The 15,259-nt window shown below is 33.8% G+C and carries 15 protein-coding genes; 12 read left to right on the top strand and 3 right to left on the bottom strand.

Annotated features, from left to right (window positions below; all coding sequences use genetic code 11):
- Positions 1 to 479: hypothetical protein (locus tag Q0K80_RS05455; RefSeq protein WP_294604161.1), on the top strand; the 479-nt coding region annotated here is incomplete at its 5' end.
- Positions 480 to 659: 180 nt separating this feature from the next.
- On the opposite strand, the gene Q0K80_RS05460 is transcribed toward Q0K80_RS05455, so the two are convergent.
- The 3 genes from Q0K80_RS05460 to Q0K80_RS05470 form a co-directional block, all read right to left on the bottom strand.
- A complete protein-coding gene (locus Q0K80_RS05460) occupies positions 660 to 1,784 on the bottom strand; it encodes an acyltransferase family protein (RefSeq protein ID WP_294604162.1) in 1,125 nt (374 codons plus the stop codon).
- Positions 1,785 to 2,223: 439 nt separating this feature from the next.
- Positions 2,224 to 2,739, bottom strand: coding sequence for an AraC family transcriptional regulator (locus Q0K80_RS05465; protein ID WP_294604164.1), 516 nt, complete (start codon positions 2,737 to 2,739; stop codon positions 2,224 to 2,226).
- The gene (locus Q0K80_RS05470) at positions 2,649 to 3,317 is read right to left on the bottom strand and encodes a hypothetical protein (RefSeq protein ID WP_294604167.1); all 669 of its coding nucleotides are present in this window, start codon (positions 3,315 to 3,317) and stop codon (positions 2,649 to 2,651) included. The genes Q0K80_RS05465 and Q0K80_RS05470 overlap by 91 nt, the downstream gene beginning before the upstream one ends.
- A 113-nt stretch (positions 3,318 to 3,430) precedes the next feature.
- On the opposite strand from Q0K80_RS05470, the gene Q0K80_RS05475 reads away from it, so the two are divergent.
- The 11 genes from Q0K80_RS05475 to Q0K80_RS05525 all read left to right on the top strand — a co-directional run bounded on the left by Q0K80_RS05475 (position 3,431) and on the right by Q0K80_RS05525 (position 15,257).
- A complete protein-coding gene (locus Q0K80_RS05475; RefSeq protein WP_294604170.1) occupies positions 3,431 to 6,217 on the top strand; it encodes a family 78 glycoside hydrolase catalytic domain in 2,787 nt (928 codons plus the stop codon).
- On the top strand, positions 6,210 to 6,674 hold the full coding sequence (locus tag Q0K80_RS05480) for an MFS transporter (RefSeq protein WP_294604171.1): 465 nt from the start codon (positions 6,210 to 6,212) through the stop codon (positions 6,672 to 6,674). Before Q0K80_RS05475 ends, Q0K80_RS05480 begins: the two co-directional genes overlap by 8 nt.
- Positions 6,675 to 6,688: 14 nt before the next feature.
- Positions 6,689 to 7,396 carry a hypothetical protein gene (locus Q0K80_RS05485; protein ID WP_294604172.1) on the top strand — a complete coding sequence of 236 codons (708 nt, stop codon included), beginning with the start codon at positions 6,689 to 6,691 and terminating at the stop codon, positions 7,394 to 7,396.
- 9 nt (positions 7,397 to 7,405) lie between these two features.
- A complete protein-coding gene (locus Q0K80_RS05490; RefSeq protein WP_294604174.1) occupies positions 7,406 to 8,290 on the top strand; it encodes an alpha/beta hydrolase in 885 nt (294 codons plus the stop codon).
- 75 nt (positions 8,291 to 8,365) lie between these two features.
- Positions 8,366 to 9,277 (top strand): ROK family protein, encoded by a 912-nt coding sequence (locus tag Q0K80_RS05495; protein ID WP_294604175.1) that lies wholly within the window; start codon positions 8,366 to 8,368, stop codon positions 9,275 to 9,277.
- A 162-nt stretch (positions 9,278 to 9,439) separates the two neighbouring features.
- Entirely contained in the window at positions 9,440 to 10,171 is a 732-nt protein-coding gene (gene pyrH, locus Q0K80_RS05500; RefSeq protein WP_294604177.1) for a UMP kinase, read from the top strand.
- Entirely contained in the window at positions 10,164 to 10,721 is a 558-nt protein-coding gene (frr, locus tag Q0K80_RS05505) for a ribosome recycling factor (protein WP_294604178.1), read from the top strand. Before pyrH ends, frr begins: the two co-directional genes overlap by 8 nt.
- Positions 10,722 to 10,725: 4 nt before the next feature.
- A complete protein-coding gene (locus tag Q0K80_RS05510) occupies positions 10,726 to 11,460 on the top strand; it encodes an isoprenyl transferase (protein ID WP_294604179.1) in 735 nt (244 codons plus the stop codon).
- An 8-nt stretch (positions 11,461 to 11,468) separates the two neighbouring features.
- Complete coding sequence (locus tag Q0K80_RS05515) at positions 11,469 to 12,266, top strand: phosphatidate cytidylyltransferase (RefSeq protein ID WP_294604181.1); 798 nt, start codon at positions 11,469 to 11,471, stop codon at positions 12,264 to 12,266.
- A gap of 10 nt (positions 12,267 to 12,276) precedes the next feature.
- Entirely contained in the window at positions 12,277 to 13,533 is a 1,257-nt protein-coding gene (rseP, locus tag Q0K80_RS05520; RefSeq protein ID WP_294604183.1) for an RIP metalloprotease RseP, read from the top strand.
- A gap of 23 nt (positions 13,534 to 13,556) precedes the next feature.
- Positions 13,557 to 15,257, top strand: a complete 1,701-nt coding sequence (locus Q0K80_RS05525; RefSeq protein WP_294604185.1) for a proline--tRNA ligase — start codon at positions 13,557 to 13,559, stop codon at positions 15,255 to 15,257.
- Positions 15,258 to 15,259: the final 2 nt, after the last annotated feature.

Here is a 15,259-nt window from a genome sequence, read left to right on the forward strand (position 1 = left end):
TTTTAGGTAAAATGAATATAATTTTTGCATGTATCAGTGCTATAGGCTTATTAGCAAGTGTTTTTATCGGAGTTAGTGCCTGTTCATTAGCTATAGTTGCCTTAATTGTTAATGACTTTTACGTGCCCCATTGGCGACCTGACGAAACCCAGCAGTTACATGTAACTAAAATAATTTCAATATTAGTAGGATTGTTTCCTTTAGTCTTTATGTTTATTTCTCCTAACATTTTAGCTTTATCATTTTTTACAAAAGCACTGCGTGTATCTATTGCTATTGTGGCTATACTTGCATTTTACCTGCCAACTTTTAACAATACCAAGGTGGCAAATACTGCTTTAATAGGTACAACAATATTCACGACGGTATGGTACTTATTAGGAGATCCATTTGGTATAAATGATACATATATAGCTATTTTTGCGCCCTTAATTATTATGTGTGCAGGTAATTTCTTTACCAAAAGAATTAAAAAATAAATTAATTCTTCTACCATTAAATAAATTTGAAAAGGCATTGGATTTTGATGTGATCCACGAGTTTACGATAAATTTGGATATCATATCATTTTATTCAATGTCTTTTTGTGTGTTTAATATTTATTTGTTAAATTATAGAAAACTAAAACTATTTTTAAACATTCAGACTAACTATGGCAATTAAACTTTCTTAATTAAGGTGGCTGTTAATTCTTTTGTTTCAGTCCATGCTATATGTAAAAAATATGCGGAAACAAAAGAAAGTATCCAAGTTAGTAACCAACAAATAAAAAAGGCAATAAAAGGATGAAAAATCGCTTGTTGTTTTATATCTAAATTATTCCATAGCAGTTGATCCCAAAATACATTTGATAAGTATGCTCTATAGGCATAGGTTGCTAGAAAGTGAAAAACTTTTAAACATTTCTCTGATTTATGCCTAACATTAAATAGACATAGTGCAGCTATCAAAGCAATTACAGCCAAGCAATAAAATGTCATGGACGGTTTATAATAAGGCGCATTTGTGAAAAGAACAGGATGGCCAAAGCCATGCAATTCAAAATTAGTCCAGAAAAAGCATACAGTAAAACCAATTAAAATCAGCCACCAAAACTTATATAAAAATGTGTTAACGTAATCCCTAAGTTGCCAAGCCAATACACCAAAGACACCGTAAATCAGGAACGAAATGAAAATACGATCCAGCAGGTACCAACTTTTTTCGTGTGACCCATGAAAAACATAAAAGTCATAAAACCACAGCCACGCAAAATACAATACAAACGTAATACCAGCAACTGATAAACCTCTCTTTACGTTGTTACCAACATAACGACTAATTCCCCAAAAAAGTGGCATTAAAAGTATAAATTGCAATATCATAGTGTTATACCACAGATGAGGAGCAGCGTTACCGTTGACAAATTGCCAGGAAAACGTACCGAAATTATTAAACATTCTTATTTGCTGGAGCCAGGGCATTCCCAACAAGTAGATCAAAGTCCACCAGATTGTGGGAATAAACAAATTTGACCAGTTTGCTTGCAAATGTTTCTGATATGAAAAACTTCCTGCTATATCGTTAGTACGAATTGTTGTATACAAAATACCAAAGATAAATGCAGGAGCGGTGTACTTAACCAAATTATACATAACGCCAAAAATATCTTGCGTATTATATGGTTGTCCCACTCCCATAATTAAGGACATTATTGGCTGAGACATAACGGCACTGCAAGCAAAAACCTTTAGGTAATCTCCAATGTCAGCTAATTTATATGATTCGAACGAATACTTTTTCATTTTATAATTTAAAAATACTTTTTCTTTTAGGATAAATTTTTAAAAACTTCATAAAGATAGTAATAAATTATATTGTAAAGTTCAAAAACATAATGGCAATTTAACTAATAAATTAATTTGGCCGAAAAACAAATTTATCTTAATGAACAATAATTTTTCCATTTGAGTCAGACAGAAAGATTCGGATAATTTTGCTGATAAAAAATATCTTCATACTTTGCAAAAATGGAAGTTTTAGATGAAAATGCTCGAAAATTATTTGGTTTATATGCAATTGAATCTGATGGTTCAGTAGTTAAGGTAGATAACAATTGCAGAATAAGAGTACTTGGGGCTGAAGTAGGATATTGCTTTTAATAAGTTAGAGTATCTGTAGATAAAATTACAAATATTATTAATCTTTTTTTATTTTTAGAAAAATAAAATTCTCATCTTTCGGCTATTTAAACTTTTTGCGATATTTTAAAGGCGATAGACCCTCGAAACGTTTAAAGGTAGTCGAAAACAAACTTATACTGCTAAACCCAGCATCATACCCGATTTCTTCCACTTTTTTATTAGTAAAAATTAGTTCATGAACTGCCAAATTTACCTTTTCTTTGTTCATATATGCTACTAAGGAAGAATTTTTTTCTTTTTTAAAAAGATGTTGCAAATATGAGGTACTGACATTTGGTTCTTTGGCAATTTCACTAATATTTTTGATAGAAGTTAAGTTAGAAAAAATGTATTTTTGTGCACGATAAACTATGGAAGTTATGTTATTCCTTTTTACTCTGTTAACTCGAGCTACAAAGATTTCACCAATTGCTCTTGAATATTCATAGTAGTTAGATATAACGGTATCTTTTTCAATTTGTTTTATTATTTCGTCGCTGAGCCCGAATGCTTCAGATACGGGAACACCACCTTTAACTGCTGCTCTAGTATATAAGGTAGTTGCAGCAATTGCCATATCCTTAGAATTTCTGAGCTTGTTACCTCCAAATGTACCCAAATTACCATACTTGACAATTTTTTGAAGATATCATTATATTCATCTAAGTTACCCTTACTAACTGCTTTCATTAATTCAGTTTCTATCAGATATCCTTTGTAAGAAGCTTTTTTCTCATTATCCAGTGAAATATTTTCCCCTAGGGAAAAAGTTTCAGTGGATTTTGCTATTATTGGCCACTTATTAAAGACCATGAAATAAAGACATTTCATTGTTTGTGAAAATTTATTCCATCCTAATAGTGGAGCTAGGCGATCATAATTTTTGTTATTGGCAATTGTGAAATTTAAGTTTAAGCCAATAATTGTTAAATCATTTATGTTAAAAAAGCCCATGGCACATTGATTATTAAATAATATTAAATTTAATTTATTACTAGCATTATCCAATTCTTTTAATAAACTTAGTGGAAAGTTTGGAGCTAATGGAGACGTATACTTCCTTATTTGCTTGTAATGATTCTTAAAAACATATAAGTTCAAATCTGTAGCGCGATGAAAGTTATTTAAAATTTTCTCAAGATTTTTAGCTATCATAAAATATTTCCTTTTGCAGCAGAAAACATAAAAAATAAACAGAAAACGTAAAAAAGACTATTGAAATTATACCATAGTTTTCTTGTAAGCGATATCAGAAAGGGGAGATATATATGAAGCTTACAACTATAGAAGTAAATCATATGATTAAACCACTAGGTTTTGATTTTAATAACTCTTTGCATATAGTTGGCTTTTTAGATCAAGGTACTGATCAAAAATTAGAAAGGAAATTGGTTATAAAAAATAATGATGAAACGATTTATCAAACCAACTGGGAATTAGCTAACGACTTAATATATGATATTTCGTTGAGTTTAAAGCCAAGGACCAAATATTATGTAATTATGTCCATTAGAAATAAAAATGAAATAGTAGATAAAGAAACTTGGTTTGAAACGGCTCTTATTAATGAAAATTTAAAAGGAAACTGGATTGGGACGAGCTTTCATAAATTTCATTCAGTGATATTTAGCAAAAAGTTTTCAGTAGAGAAAGCAAATAATGCTAGACTTTATATTTCTGCTTTGGGACTATACGAGGTATATATAGACAATAAAAAAGTAGGTGATGAATATTTAACTCCCGGTTTTACAAATTATTTCCGTAATATTCAAATTCAAACATATGATGTAACTAATTTTTTAAGTAACGGCGACCATGTTATCTCAATTTTAGTTGGTGACGGTTGGTATAAAGGTAAACTGGGCTTAAAAAACCATGGAGGCCAACCTAACAATTATGGTCGAAATCTTCTTGCTATTGCTAATTTGATAATTACTAATAGAAATGGTGAGCAAATAGTTACCACAGATGAAACTTGGAAAGTAATTAAATCACCTATTACTGATTCGGGAATATATTATGGTGAAGATTACGATGATACTATATCACCAAAAGTTTTGGAGTCTGCGCACTTAAACCAAACTACTAAAGGCGTCTTAAATGACAGGTTAAGTTTACCAATCAAAAAGCATGAAGTATTCAAAGTTAAAAAAATTATTCATACACCTAATAATTCCACGGTTTTAGATTTTGGTCAAAACATTGCTGGTTGGGTAGAGTTTAAAAATAATTTGCCTCAAGGGCAAAAAGTAAAATTAGAATTTAGCGAAATTTTGCAAAATAAAGAGTTTTATAGAGCTAATCTTCGATCAGCTAGGGCAGAATTCAGTTACATAAGCAACGGTGAGCCGAAATGGATCAGACCACATTTTACTTATTTTGGTTTTAGATATGTCAAATTGGATAATTTTACAAAAGAAATTAATCCTGACGATTTTAAGGCTTTTGCTTTGTATTCTAACATGGAAGAAACAGGCAATATACAAACATATAATCAAAAAGTAAATAGACTTTTTGAAAATGTTAAATGGGGTCAAAAATCAAATTTTATAGATATACCAACTGATTGCCCTCAGCGTGATGAGCGCTTAGGATGGACAGGAGATGCTGCCATCTTTGCTAAAACGGCTAGTTATAATATGGAAACTTATGCATTTTTCAAAAAATTTGCTAAAGACATAGCGATTGAACAAGATGAGCAGCAGGGAAAAGTTCCACTTTATGTACCAAGAGTTGACACAGATGACGGCGGCAAAGCTGTATGGAGTGATGCAGCGACTATCATCCCCTGGATTTCATATCAGAGAAGTCAAGACAAATCAATTTTAAAACAAAACTTTTTAAAAATGAAATCCTGGGTAGATTGGGTTCACAAGAGGGCCAAAAAAGAAGGTAATGAGTTTTTGTGGTTAGGTGACGATCAATTAGGCGATTGGCTAGCACTAGATACAGAAGATATTATGAAACTCAAAGGTAAAACTGCAGATGATTTGATTGCCTGTGCTTTTTATTACTATTCTTCTTTCATTGTAAAAAATGCAGCTAAAGTGCTTAATTTTAAAAAAGAAGAAAAGAAATATAGTCAACTAGCAAATTCAATCAAGACGGCCTTTATAAAACATTTTTATACAGCAGATGGACTAACAGTTGCGGATACACAAACGGGTTTAGCTCTTTGCTTAAAATTTCATTTGTATCCCGAAAATGCCAAACAGAAGGTCATTGATCTATTGGTTGAGAAAATAGAAAAAAAGCAAAATCATTTAGATACTGGATTTGTGGGGACACCAATTTTGTTGCCAGCCTTATCTGAAAACAATCAGAAAAATCTGGCTTTAAGTATATTTTTGCAAACAGATTACCCAAGTTGGTTATTTGAAGTTGATCACGGAGCTACAACAATTTGGGAACGATGGAATTCTCTCGATGATCAAGGGAAAATAGCTGAAAATGGTATGAATTCATTAAATCACTATTCTAATGGTTCAGTAATGGCGTGGGCATATGAATACTTACTTGGACTAAAACAATCTGGAAACAATGTTGAGTTTGATCCAGCAATATCAACAAAATTCCATACAGTATCTGGTCAGATAAAATTGCCAACTGGATTAGTAAAAGTAAATTGGGAAATTAAAGATGCATATCATGTTGCTTTTAACGTTCATATTCCCTACGGCAGTGAAATGATGCTGAAATTCTCAAATGTTAAAGAGCTTATAGTAAATGACAAACATGCTCAATATACTTTGTCATCTGGAGAATATCATATCTATTTAACTGTTAAGGAACCTATTGTTGATTTTTTTGATATACATACCCCTATTGGTGAATTTTTAGAAAATAAGAACTTAACTAGCAAAATAAGTAAATTGGTACCATTTTGGGATTTCTTGACATTACCAGGAAATATGAAAAACTTTGCGAAATATTCCCTTTATCAATTAAGTAAAGAGATGAAGGGTATTGGGTTTAGACCATTTAATGAACAAGAAGTTGAAAAAATCAATGACTTATTTAAACAAACAGCGATCTTAGGAGTCAAAAATGATTAAAAAGAATTTCGGTTTAAAATTAGCAATCTTATTGTTAAATATTTTTGTTGTTTCATCGGGAGCAACTGCTGCAACTATACCCTTAATGATTAAATCTTTCTCAAATGTTAATCCAACTCTTGTTGAATTAACCATGACGGTTTCATCACTTGGAATAATTGTTTTCACACCTATCAGTAATATTTTAGCTGACAAAATTGGAATTAAGAGCACAATAGTTTTAGGCTTATTTATAATTTTTCTTAGTGGCATAGTACCTGCACTTAGTAATAATTTTGGGTTAATTTTTACGTCAAGAATTGGAATCGGAATTGGAACAGGACTATTAGCATCGTATTCTCAATCTTTAATCATTTCTCTTTTCAGCGGCAAAGAGCAACAGCAACTTCTTGGTTGGTCAAGTGTAGTTCAAGGATTAGGGATGTTTTTAATGACTTTTTTGCTGGTGTGCTGCTAAATTATGGTTGGCACATGGCCTATTGGGTTAATGCAGTTGCTCTGCCAGTCTTGTTCTTGTTTTTTGCTTATATACCTAAGAATTTAAAAATTGATCAAGAGAACAATAAGTCTGAAAAACCTAAAAACAATAGTCGTAAAATAAATGGGAAAATTTGGCTCTTAGCTCTCTTTATATTCTTGTTTAATTCTATCTTTGCTTTTGTTTCAATTAAGTTTGCAACTCTGGTAATTGAAAAAGGGTATGGCACAGCTCAAGATGCAAGCACATTATTGGGAATAATGTCTTTTGCAATGGCAGCAGGTGGATTTATCTATATGGCTTTACCGCAAGCTATTAAAAACTTTTCTTTGTCTACTTCTATCGGATGTGGTCTATTAGCATTTTTTATATTTAGTGTTTCTAATACCTTATTGGTTAGTAGTATAGGCGTTATTCTGGTAGGAATTTCAGTTTCGATGACAATGGTTTCGACAATGTCAAGCGTAGGTGCTTTTACTTCACCCACTCAAGTACCATTTTCTACATCAGTGGTCATAACAATTGCTAATATTGGTACATTAATTGCTCCATATACCGCCCAAGGCTTTGGAGCACTATTTAAAAATAATAGTGCTGAATTTACTTTCATTTGTGGAACTGTAATTTTTGGATTATTGTTAATATTTGTACTGTGGATTGGATTTAACTATAAAAAATTAGTTTATCATTCAAATAAATAGGGAGTAAAAATGATTAGTGAACAAGCAAAAAATGCGATTGATTTTTCAAGAAATAATATTAAGCCTAGTCAAAATGAACCGCTAACACCAGAAGTTGTAAGAGCAGCAAGACCAAATGCGGATATAGGGAATCAATACAAAATACCTGACGATGTAAAAGTTAAGAAAGTTAATGAAGAATATGTAAAAGGCGAATTTTATTTGATTCAAAATGCGCAAAACAAAAATAATGTTATTATGTTTCTTCACGGTGGTGCCTATGCTACAGGTACAGTTTTTTCAAGGAGAAAACTTGCAATTAGTTTGGGTAAAAGCAGTAAAACAGATGTTTTTTCAGTAGATTACCGACAGTATCCAGAAGGAAAACATCCAGATGCTCAAATAGATGTATACAATGCTTATATTTATTTAAAAGATAAATATGATAAAATTTTGGTGTTTGGTGAATCAGCTGGAGCTACACTAGCTCTTACACTCACCATTCAATTGCGAAATGAACATAAAAATTTGCCTGAAAAAATTTCAGTATTTTCACCGATTATTAGTCAGCTTAATATTTTTTCATCTGAATATTATAGAAATGAACGAGATCCTATGCTTATTGGTGCAACTGCTCCCGTTCCATACTTTGATAATCCCGAAAAGGAAGATCCTTTAACCTCACCAATATATGACGACTTCCATGACTTTCCTCCAATTTTAATTAATTGTGGCAGTGAGGAAGTAAAATACGATAACTCAGCAATACTAAATTTCTTATGTCAAAAAGCTGGAGTTGATGTACAGTGGCATGTTTGGCAAGATCTTTTTCATGTTTTTGTTTTATTTGATTGTCCAGAAACCAAATTAGCAATAAAGCAAATAGGTGATTTTTTTAATTCGCATGTCAAATAGTTGTTTAAGGTGAGTATTTGAGATAATGTATTAAAGTTGTTTGCAGTATTGTCGTGATTTATATGGAAGAGATTTATGAAAAATTATTTGAGCATTGATATTGGCGGAACTGAAATTAAATTTGCTAAATTAGATTCTGCAGGAAATATAATTGAAAAAGATAAAATTGCTACTGATCAAGATAAAGCAATTTTTTTAGAGAGTATTGATGGAATTGTCAATCGCTATATTTCAGATATCAAGGGCATCGGCTTTTGTGCTCCTGGTAAAATTGAAAATACTAAAATAAGATTTGGCGGTGCCTTACCATTTTTAGATGGCATTGACTTTGCCGAAATATATGGAAGAAAATATCACATATCGGTTGCTGTTATTAATGACGGTAAAGCCAGTGTCCTAGCTGAAAACTGGTTGGGAAGTCTAAAAGGCGAACAAAATTGTGCCGCTATAACTTTGGGAACAGGAGTTGGCGGTGGCATAATTATTGATGGTCACTTATTAAGAGGAACGCATTATCAGGCAGGCGAATTAAGTTTTATGATTAATGATTTATCTCATCCAGATAAAATGCAGGGCTCTTTGGGTAATATTGGCTCTGCTGTCAATTTCATTAAAAAGGTAAACCACAAACTTAATTATCCTAAAGAAAATGATGGTCTTCATGCTTTTGCGGCAATTAAAGAGAAATCTCCTGATGCGTTAAATATATTTGAGCACTACTGCCTTATTATAGCTGGCTTAATTCTCAATATCCAAACCGTAGTAGATGTTGATAAAATTGCTATTGGTGGTGGTATCAGTGCCCAACCAATTTTAATAAGTGGTATTAATAAAGAATATGACAAATTGGTACAGGAAAAGAACCCTATCATAGGAAATACTTTAACTAAGCCTGCCATTGTTTCTGCCCATTTTAGGAATGATTCAAATTTATATGGGTCACTTTACAATTTACTGCTGCAAATTAATAGAGAAAATAAATATTAATTAGATATGAAAATCTCGAAGTAGATAACTTTGAGATTTTTTGCTTTCTCCTGTTACTTTTTTGCCAAAGAATTTTTTTAAGAAATCCCTCTCTTTTATTTCTGAGTCCACATTTGCACTTTTTATATGGTAGAATAACTAAAGTTAATAGAGGAGGCTGTCATGACTAAAGTTAAGTATAAACGTATAGTTTTAAAAATTTCTGGTGAAGCTCTTGCTGGTGATGAAGGAACTGGAATTAATCCCACAGTCATTAGTCATTTAGCAAAAGAAATCAAATCAGTTCATGATCTCGGTGTTGATATTGGTATTGTCGTTGGTGGCGGTAACATGTGGCGTGGTGAAACTGGTGCAAAACTAGGAATGGAGCGTTCACAAGCTGATTATATGGGTATGCTTGCTACAATAATGAATGGTTTAGCTCTTCAAGATGGCTTGGAACATGTAGGTGTACCTACTAGACTACAAACATCTATTGAAATGAGGCAAATAGCAGAACCCTATATTAGAAGAAAAGCAATTCGTCATTTAGAAAAAGGGCGAGTAGTAATTATGGGTGGTGGTACTGGTAATCCTTACTTTTCGACTGATACCACTGCTGCACTAAGAGCTGCTGAAATAGGCGCAGATGTTATTCTGATGGCTAAAAATGGAGTTGACGGAGTTTACTCCGCTGATCCGAAAGTTGATCCCAATGCTAAAAAATATACTGCACTTTCTCAGTTAGATCTTATTTCCAAAAACTTAAAAGTCATGGACAGAACGGCAAGTTCACTTTCAATGGACACGAACATTCCTCTAATTGTATTCAACGTTAATACTGAAGGTAATATTAAAAAAGTTGTTTTAGGTGAAAATATTGGAACAGTAATCGGAGGGGAAAATAATGAATAATGATGCAATTAAAAAAGCACAAGATAATATGAATAAATCAATTACCGTTTTTGAAAAAAGCTTGGGCTCTATTCGTGCTGGTGTTGCTAATGCAGCTTTACTTGAAGGTGTAAAAGTTGATTATTATGGTGCCCCGACACCATTAACGCAAATGTCTAGTATCACTATTCCTGAGCCGCGGGTATTATTAATCACTCCCTATGACAAAAGCAGTCTTGATAATATTGAACATGCTCTTTTGGCTTCAAACCTGGGCTTAACGCCTGCAAACGATGGTAAGGTGATTCGTTTAGTGATCCCGCAACTTACTGGTGAAAGACGACAAGAAATTGCCAAAGAAGTCAACAAGATGGCTGAAGAGAGTAAGATTGCCATTAGGAATGTTCGTCGTGATGCTATGAACAGTCTAAAAAAACAACAGAAAGACGATGAAATCACGGAGGACGAGCAACGCAATTTAGAAAAGAAAGTGCAGAAAGTTACAGACGATGCTACTAAAAAAATCGACAAAATTGCGGAAGAAAAGCGTAAAGAAATTACACAAGGCTAATTAAATGGCAAGTAAAAAAAATCAATTAAACCATTTAGCTATTATAATGGATGGTAATGGTCGTTGGGCAACCAAGCAAGGTAAACCGCGAATTGCAGGCCATTACGAAGGCATGAATAATGTCGAAAGAATTACTTTGGCAGCCGACCAGCTTGGCATAAAAGTCTTATCGCTATATGCATTTTCTACAGAAAACTGGGCCAGACCTAAGGAGGAAGTAGCATATTTGATGAACTTGCCAGTCCGTTTTTTTGATAAATTTATGCCTACCCTGATGAAGGAAAATGTCAAAGTGAATATTATGGGCTACTTGGATGAGCTGCCGCCTAAGACTTATGATGTTGTCCAAAGAGCAATGGCGGAAACTGCCACAAATAGCGGCTTAATTTTGAACTTTGCTTTTAATTATGGCTCAAGAAGAGAGATTACGACTGCAGTAAAAGAACTTGCTACGCTCGTTGAAACAAATGCGATAACCAGCGAAGAAATTGATGAGGAAATGATTTCCCACAGATTGATGACTGCGAGTTTTGGCGAATATAGCGATCCTGATTTATTAATTAGAACATCTGGTGAACAAAGGATTTCTAATTTTATGCTTTGGCAGTTAGCTTATTCAGAACTTGCTTTTAGTGAAAAAAATTGGCCAGATTTTACTAAAACTGATTTAGAAAAATTTGTTAAAGATTTTCAGAATCGTCATCGTCGTTTCGGCAAACTTGATGAATCGGATAGTTAGGTATTTATATGAAACAACGTATAATAACAGCAGTAATTGCTTTAATTTTATTTATTCCTATTGTAATTATGGGTGGGCTCTGGATGGAGTGGCTCACCGTCATCTTTGCAGCCATAGGTATTAGCGAATTCTTTTTAATGAAAAAGCAAATTCTGGTTTCAGTCAATTTTTTATTGGCGTTACTAGCTACTATCACTTGGGCTGTACCGGATAATTTTATCCAGTCAATGCCATTTCACTGGACGAAATATGGTATTTATTTTGCCCTTATCATGCTAATGCTTACTTGGACTGTTTTAACTAAAAATAAAACTACTTTTGACGATGTAGCCGTTTACACTTTAGGTTCTTTATATGTGGGCACAGGCTTTCATTATATGGCAAGTGTCAGAAATGCAAACAACGGTCTTGCACTTCTTTGCTACGTTTTTGTAGTTGTATGGCTAACTGATACGGGAGCATATATGATTGGTCGAAAAATCGGTAAGCATAAGTTATGGCCTGTGATAAGCCCTAATAAAACTTGGGAAGGATCAATTGGGGGTACACTTTGTGCAGTTGTTTGTGCTGCAATTTATGTTTATTTTGTCAACTTAAACCATTCACAAGTTGAAATGATTATTTTTGCCTTTGTGCTATCTATTGTTGGCCAAATGGGCGACCTCGTTGAATCAGCTTATAAGAGATACTATGGGGTTAAGGATTCGGGCAAAATATTACCTGGCCATGGTGGAATTTTAGATCGTTTTGACAGTATGCTCTTTGTTTTGCCTGTATTTGCTGCTTTAATGGGAATCATACACTAGGAGAATTCTTGTGAAAGGTATACTAATCTTTTTAGTTGTATTTGGAATATTGGTTTTTGTCCATGAATTTGGGCATTTTATTGTTGCAAAAAATTGCGGCATTTTAGTGCGTGAATTTTCGATTGGAATGGGACCAAAGCTTTTCCAAGTTCGACGCAATCCTACAACTTATACCATTAGATGGCTGCCTTTAGGTGGTTATGTTCGTTTGGCAAGTAAAGATGATGAAACTACGTTAGCTCCTGGTATGAGAGTAGTTTTGCAACTCAATCAGCAAAACGAAGTAGCCCGAATTGATGCCTCTGAGTCGGATGTCCCGATTGAAGGAATTCCAGTGCAGATCACTAAGTTTGACCTAGTTGATAAACTCTTTATTTCAGGTTATAAAAATGGAGAGGAAGAACAACTAATAACATATCATGTTAATCATGATGCCACTATCATTGATCAATCAAATACTGAACTGATCATTGCTCCTCGCGACACGCAGTTTCAAGAAGCAAATGTCTGGCAAAAATTAGCAACTAACATTGCTGGCCCTTTAATGAATATTATTTTAGGTTTTGCTGTTTTTTTGATTTGGACTTTTACCGTTCCAGGACCAGCTACTACGGAAGTGGCAAAAGTGGCACCAAATTCCCCGGCTGCTAGTGCAAAACTTGAGCCTGGTTCAAAAATAACGGCTGTTAATGGTCATAAAATAACCTCTTTTGAACAAATATCTGAAGAAATTTATCAAAGCAAAGGCAAAAAGATTAATATTGCGGTAGATAAAGAAAATCACCAAAAAGTGATAAGTGTTCAACCAAAAGTCGTTAAGGTGCAGGGGCAAAATGTTTATCAAATTGGAATTAGAGCAAAAAGCGATGATAGTTTTAATGCTAAGTTTAAGCGTGGCTGGGATACAGCCGTTTCAACTACGGGAATGATTTTTAATGCAGTTGGTGGCTTATTCCGTCATTTCAGCTTAAATAAACTTTCCGGTCCTGTTGGAATTTATTCTCAGACATCACAGGTTTCTAAAATGGGCTTCACATATATTTTGGCTTTTTTGGCAATGATTTCTATTAACTTAGGTATTGTCAATCTAATACCAATTCCTGGCTTAGATGGTGGTAAATTTTTACTAAATATTGTTGAAATAATTCGTGGTAAACCAATATCAGAAAATCATGAGGCTATAGTGGAATTAATCGGTTTCGGTTTATTGTTAGTTTTAATTATTGCCGTAACGGGCAATGATATCTACCGTTACTTTATTAAATAAAAACAATTTGGGAGAGAGAATTAATGCGTCAATCTAAATTATTTATGCCGACTTTAAAAGAGGCACCGGCTGATGCTGCTGCTGAAAGTCATAAATTGATGTTGCGAGGTGGATATGTTCGCCAAGTAACAGCAGGAGTTTATGCATATTTGCCCTTAGGATATCGCGTCTTAAGCAAAGCCGAAAAAATAATGCGTGAAGAAATGGCAAAAATTAACGTGCCGGAAATGGCAATGCCAGATCTTTTACCTGCGACATTATGGGAAGAATCGGGCAGATGGCAAAAATATGGTCCTGAAATGTTTAAACTGAAGGACAGACACGGTCGCCAAAGCTTGCTGGGTCCGACTCATGAAGAAACCTTTACAGATATTGTCGCTAAAAATTTAAAGAGCTATAAACAAATGCCGATCGCTCTTTTCCAAATTCAATCAAAGTTTAGGGACGAAAATAGACCTCGTTTTGGCTTATTAAGGTCTCGTGAATTTATAATGCTTGATGCCTATAGCTTTGCTGCCACTAAAGAGCAACTTGATCAGCAGTTTGAAGATGAAAAGAAAGCTTTTACGGCCGCTTATCATCGGTGTGGTTTAAAGGTTACCCCGGTAATTGCTGATTCTGGTACTATGGGCGGTAAAAATTCGACAGAATTCCAAGCTCCTGCAGCAATTGGTGAAGATACTATTGCCACAAATGAAACTGGAACATATTCAGCTAACTTAGAAATGGCTTCAAGTGTCGATACTTTCAAGCAAGAAGAAGAACCATTAAAGCAAGTTGAAGAAGTTGCAACTCCAGGTAAAGAAAGTATTTCTGATCTTGTTCAGTTCCTGCAAGTACCAGCTACACGAATAGTTAAAAGTATTCTTTACATCGCTAATGAAAAAGAAAATGTGATAGTTTTAATTCGTGGCGACAAGCAGATCAACGAAGTAAAATTAAAGCATCTGTTAGATGTAGATTCACTTAGAGTAGCTACTGATGATGAACTAGAGCAGATTACTGGTGTCACCAAGGGTAGCGTCGGACCAATTGATGCTGGCTGGGCAGATCAAGTTGTTGCAGATAACACGGTAAAGGACCTGTATAATGTCATTGTTGGTGCTAATAAAACTGGTTTTCAATTTAAAAATGTGAATTTGAAGCGTGATATTAATCCTGATAAATTTGGAGATATCAGAGTAGCCAATGAAGGTGAACCAGATCCGGTCGATCATTTACCTTTAAAATTCACTACTTCTATTGAAGTTGGTCATATTTTCAAACTGGGAACATATTATACCAAGACTATGGGTGCAAACTTTTTAGATCAGAATGGTAAAGCCCAGCCAGTTATAATGGGTTCATATGGCATTGGTGTTACCAGAGTATTATCCGCAGTCATTGAACAACATTTAACTAAAAATGGTGTAGCCTGGCCAAAAGAGATTGCACCTTTTAGTCTTCATATCGTTCAAATGAAAATGAAAGATAATGATCAATCTGCTCTGGCTCAAAAACTTGAAGAAAAATACAGTGCTAAGTATGATGTATTATATGATGATCGTAATGAACGTGCTGGCGTGAAGTTTGCGGATGCTGATTTACTAGGCGCTCCAGTTAGGATAACAGTCGGTAAAAAAGCAGCTGAAGGTGTAGTTGAAGTCAAAAGACCTGCTGACGAAAAAGCTACTGAAATGACACTGTCTGAATTAGATGATTTTGTTAATAAAGAGTTAGGATAATT

Origin of the sequence: uncultured Lactobacillus sp. (genome assembly GCF_945290125.1) — a bacterium.
Taxonomy (GTDB): domain Bacteria; phylum Bacillota; class Bacilli; order Lactobacillales; family Lactobacillaceae; genus Lactobacillus; species Lactobacillus rizhaonensis.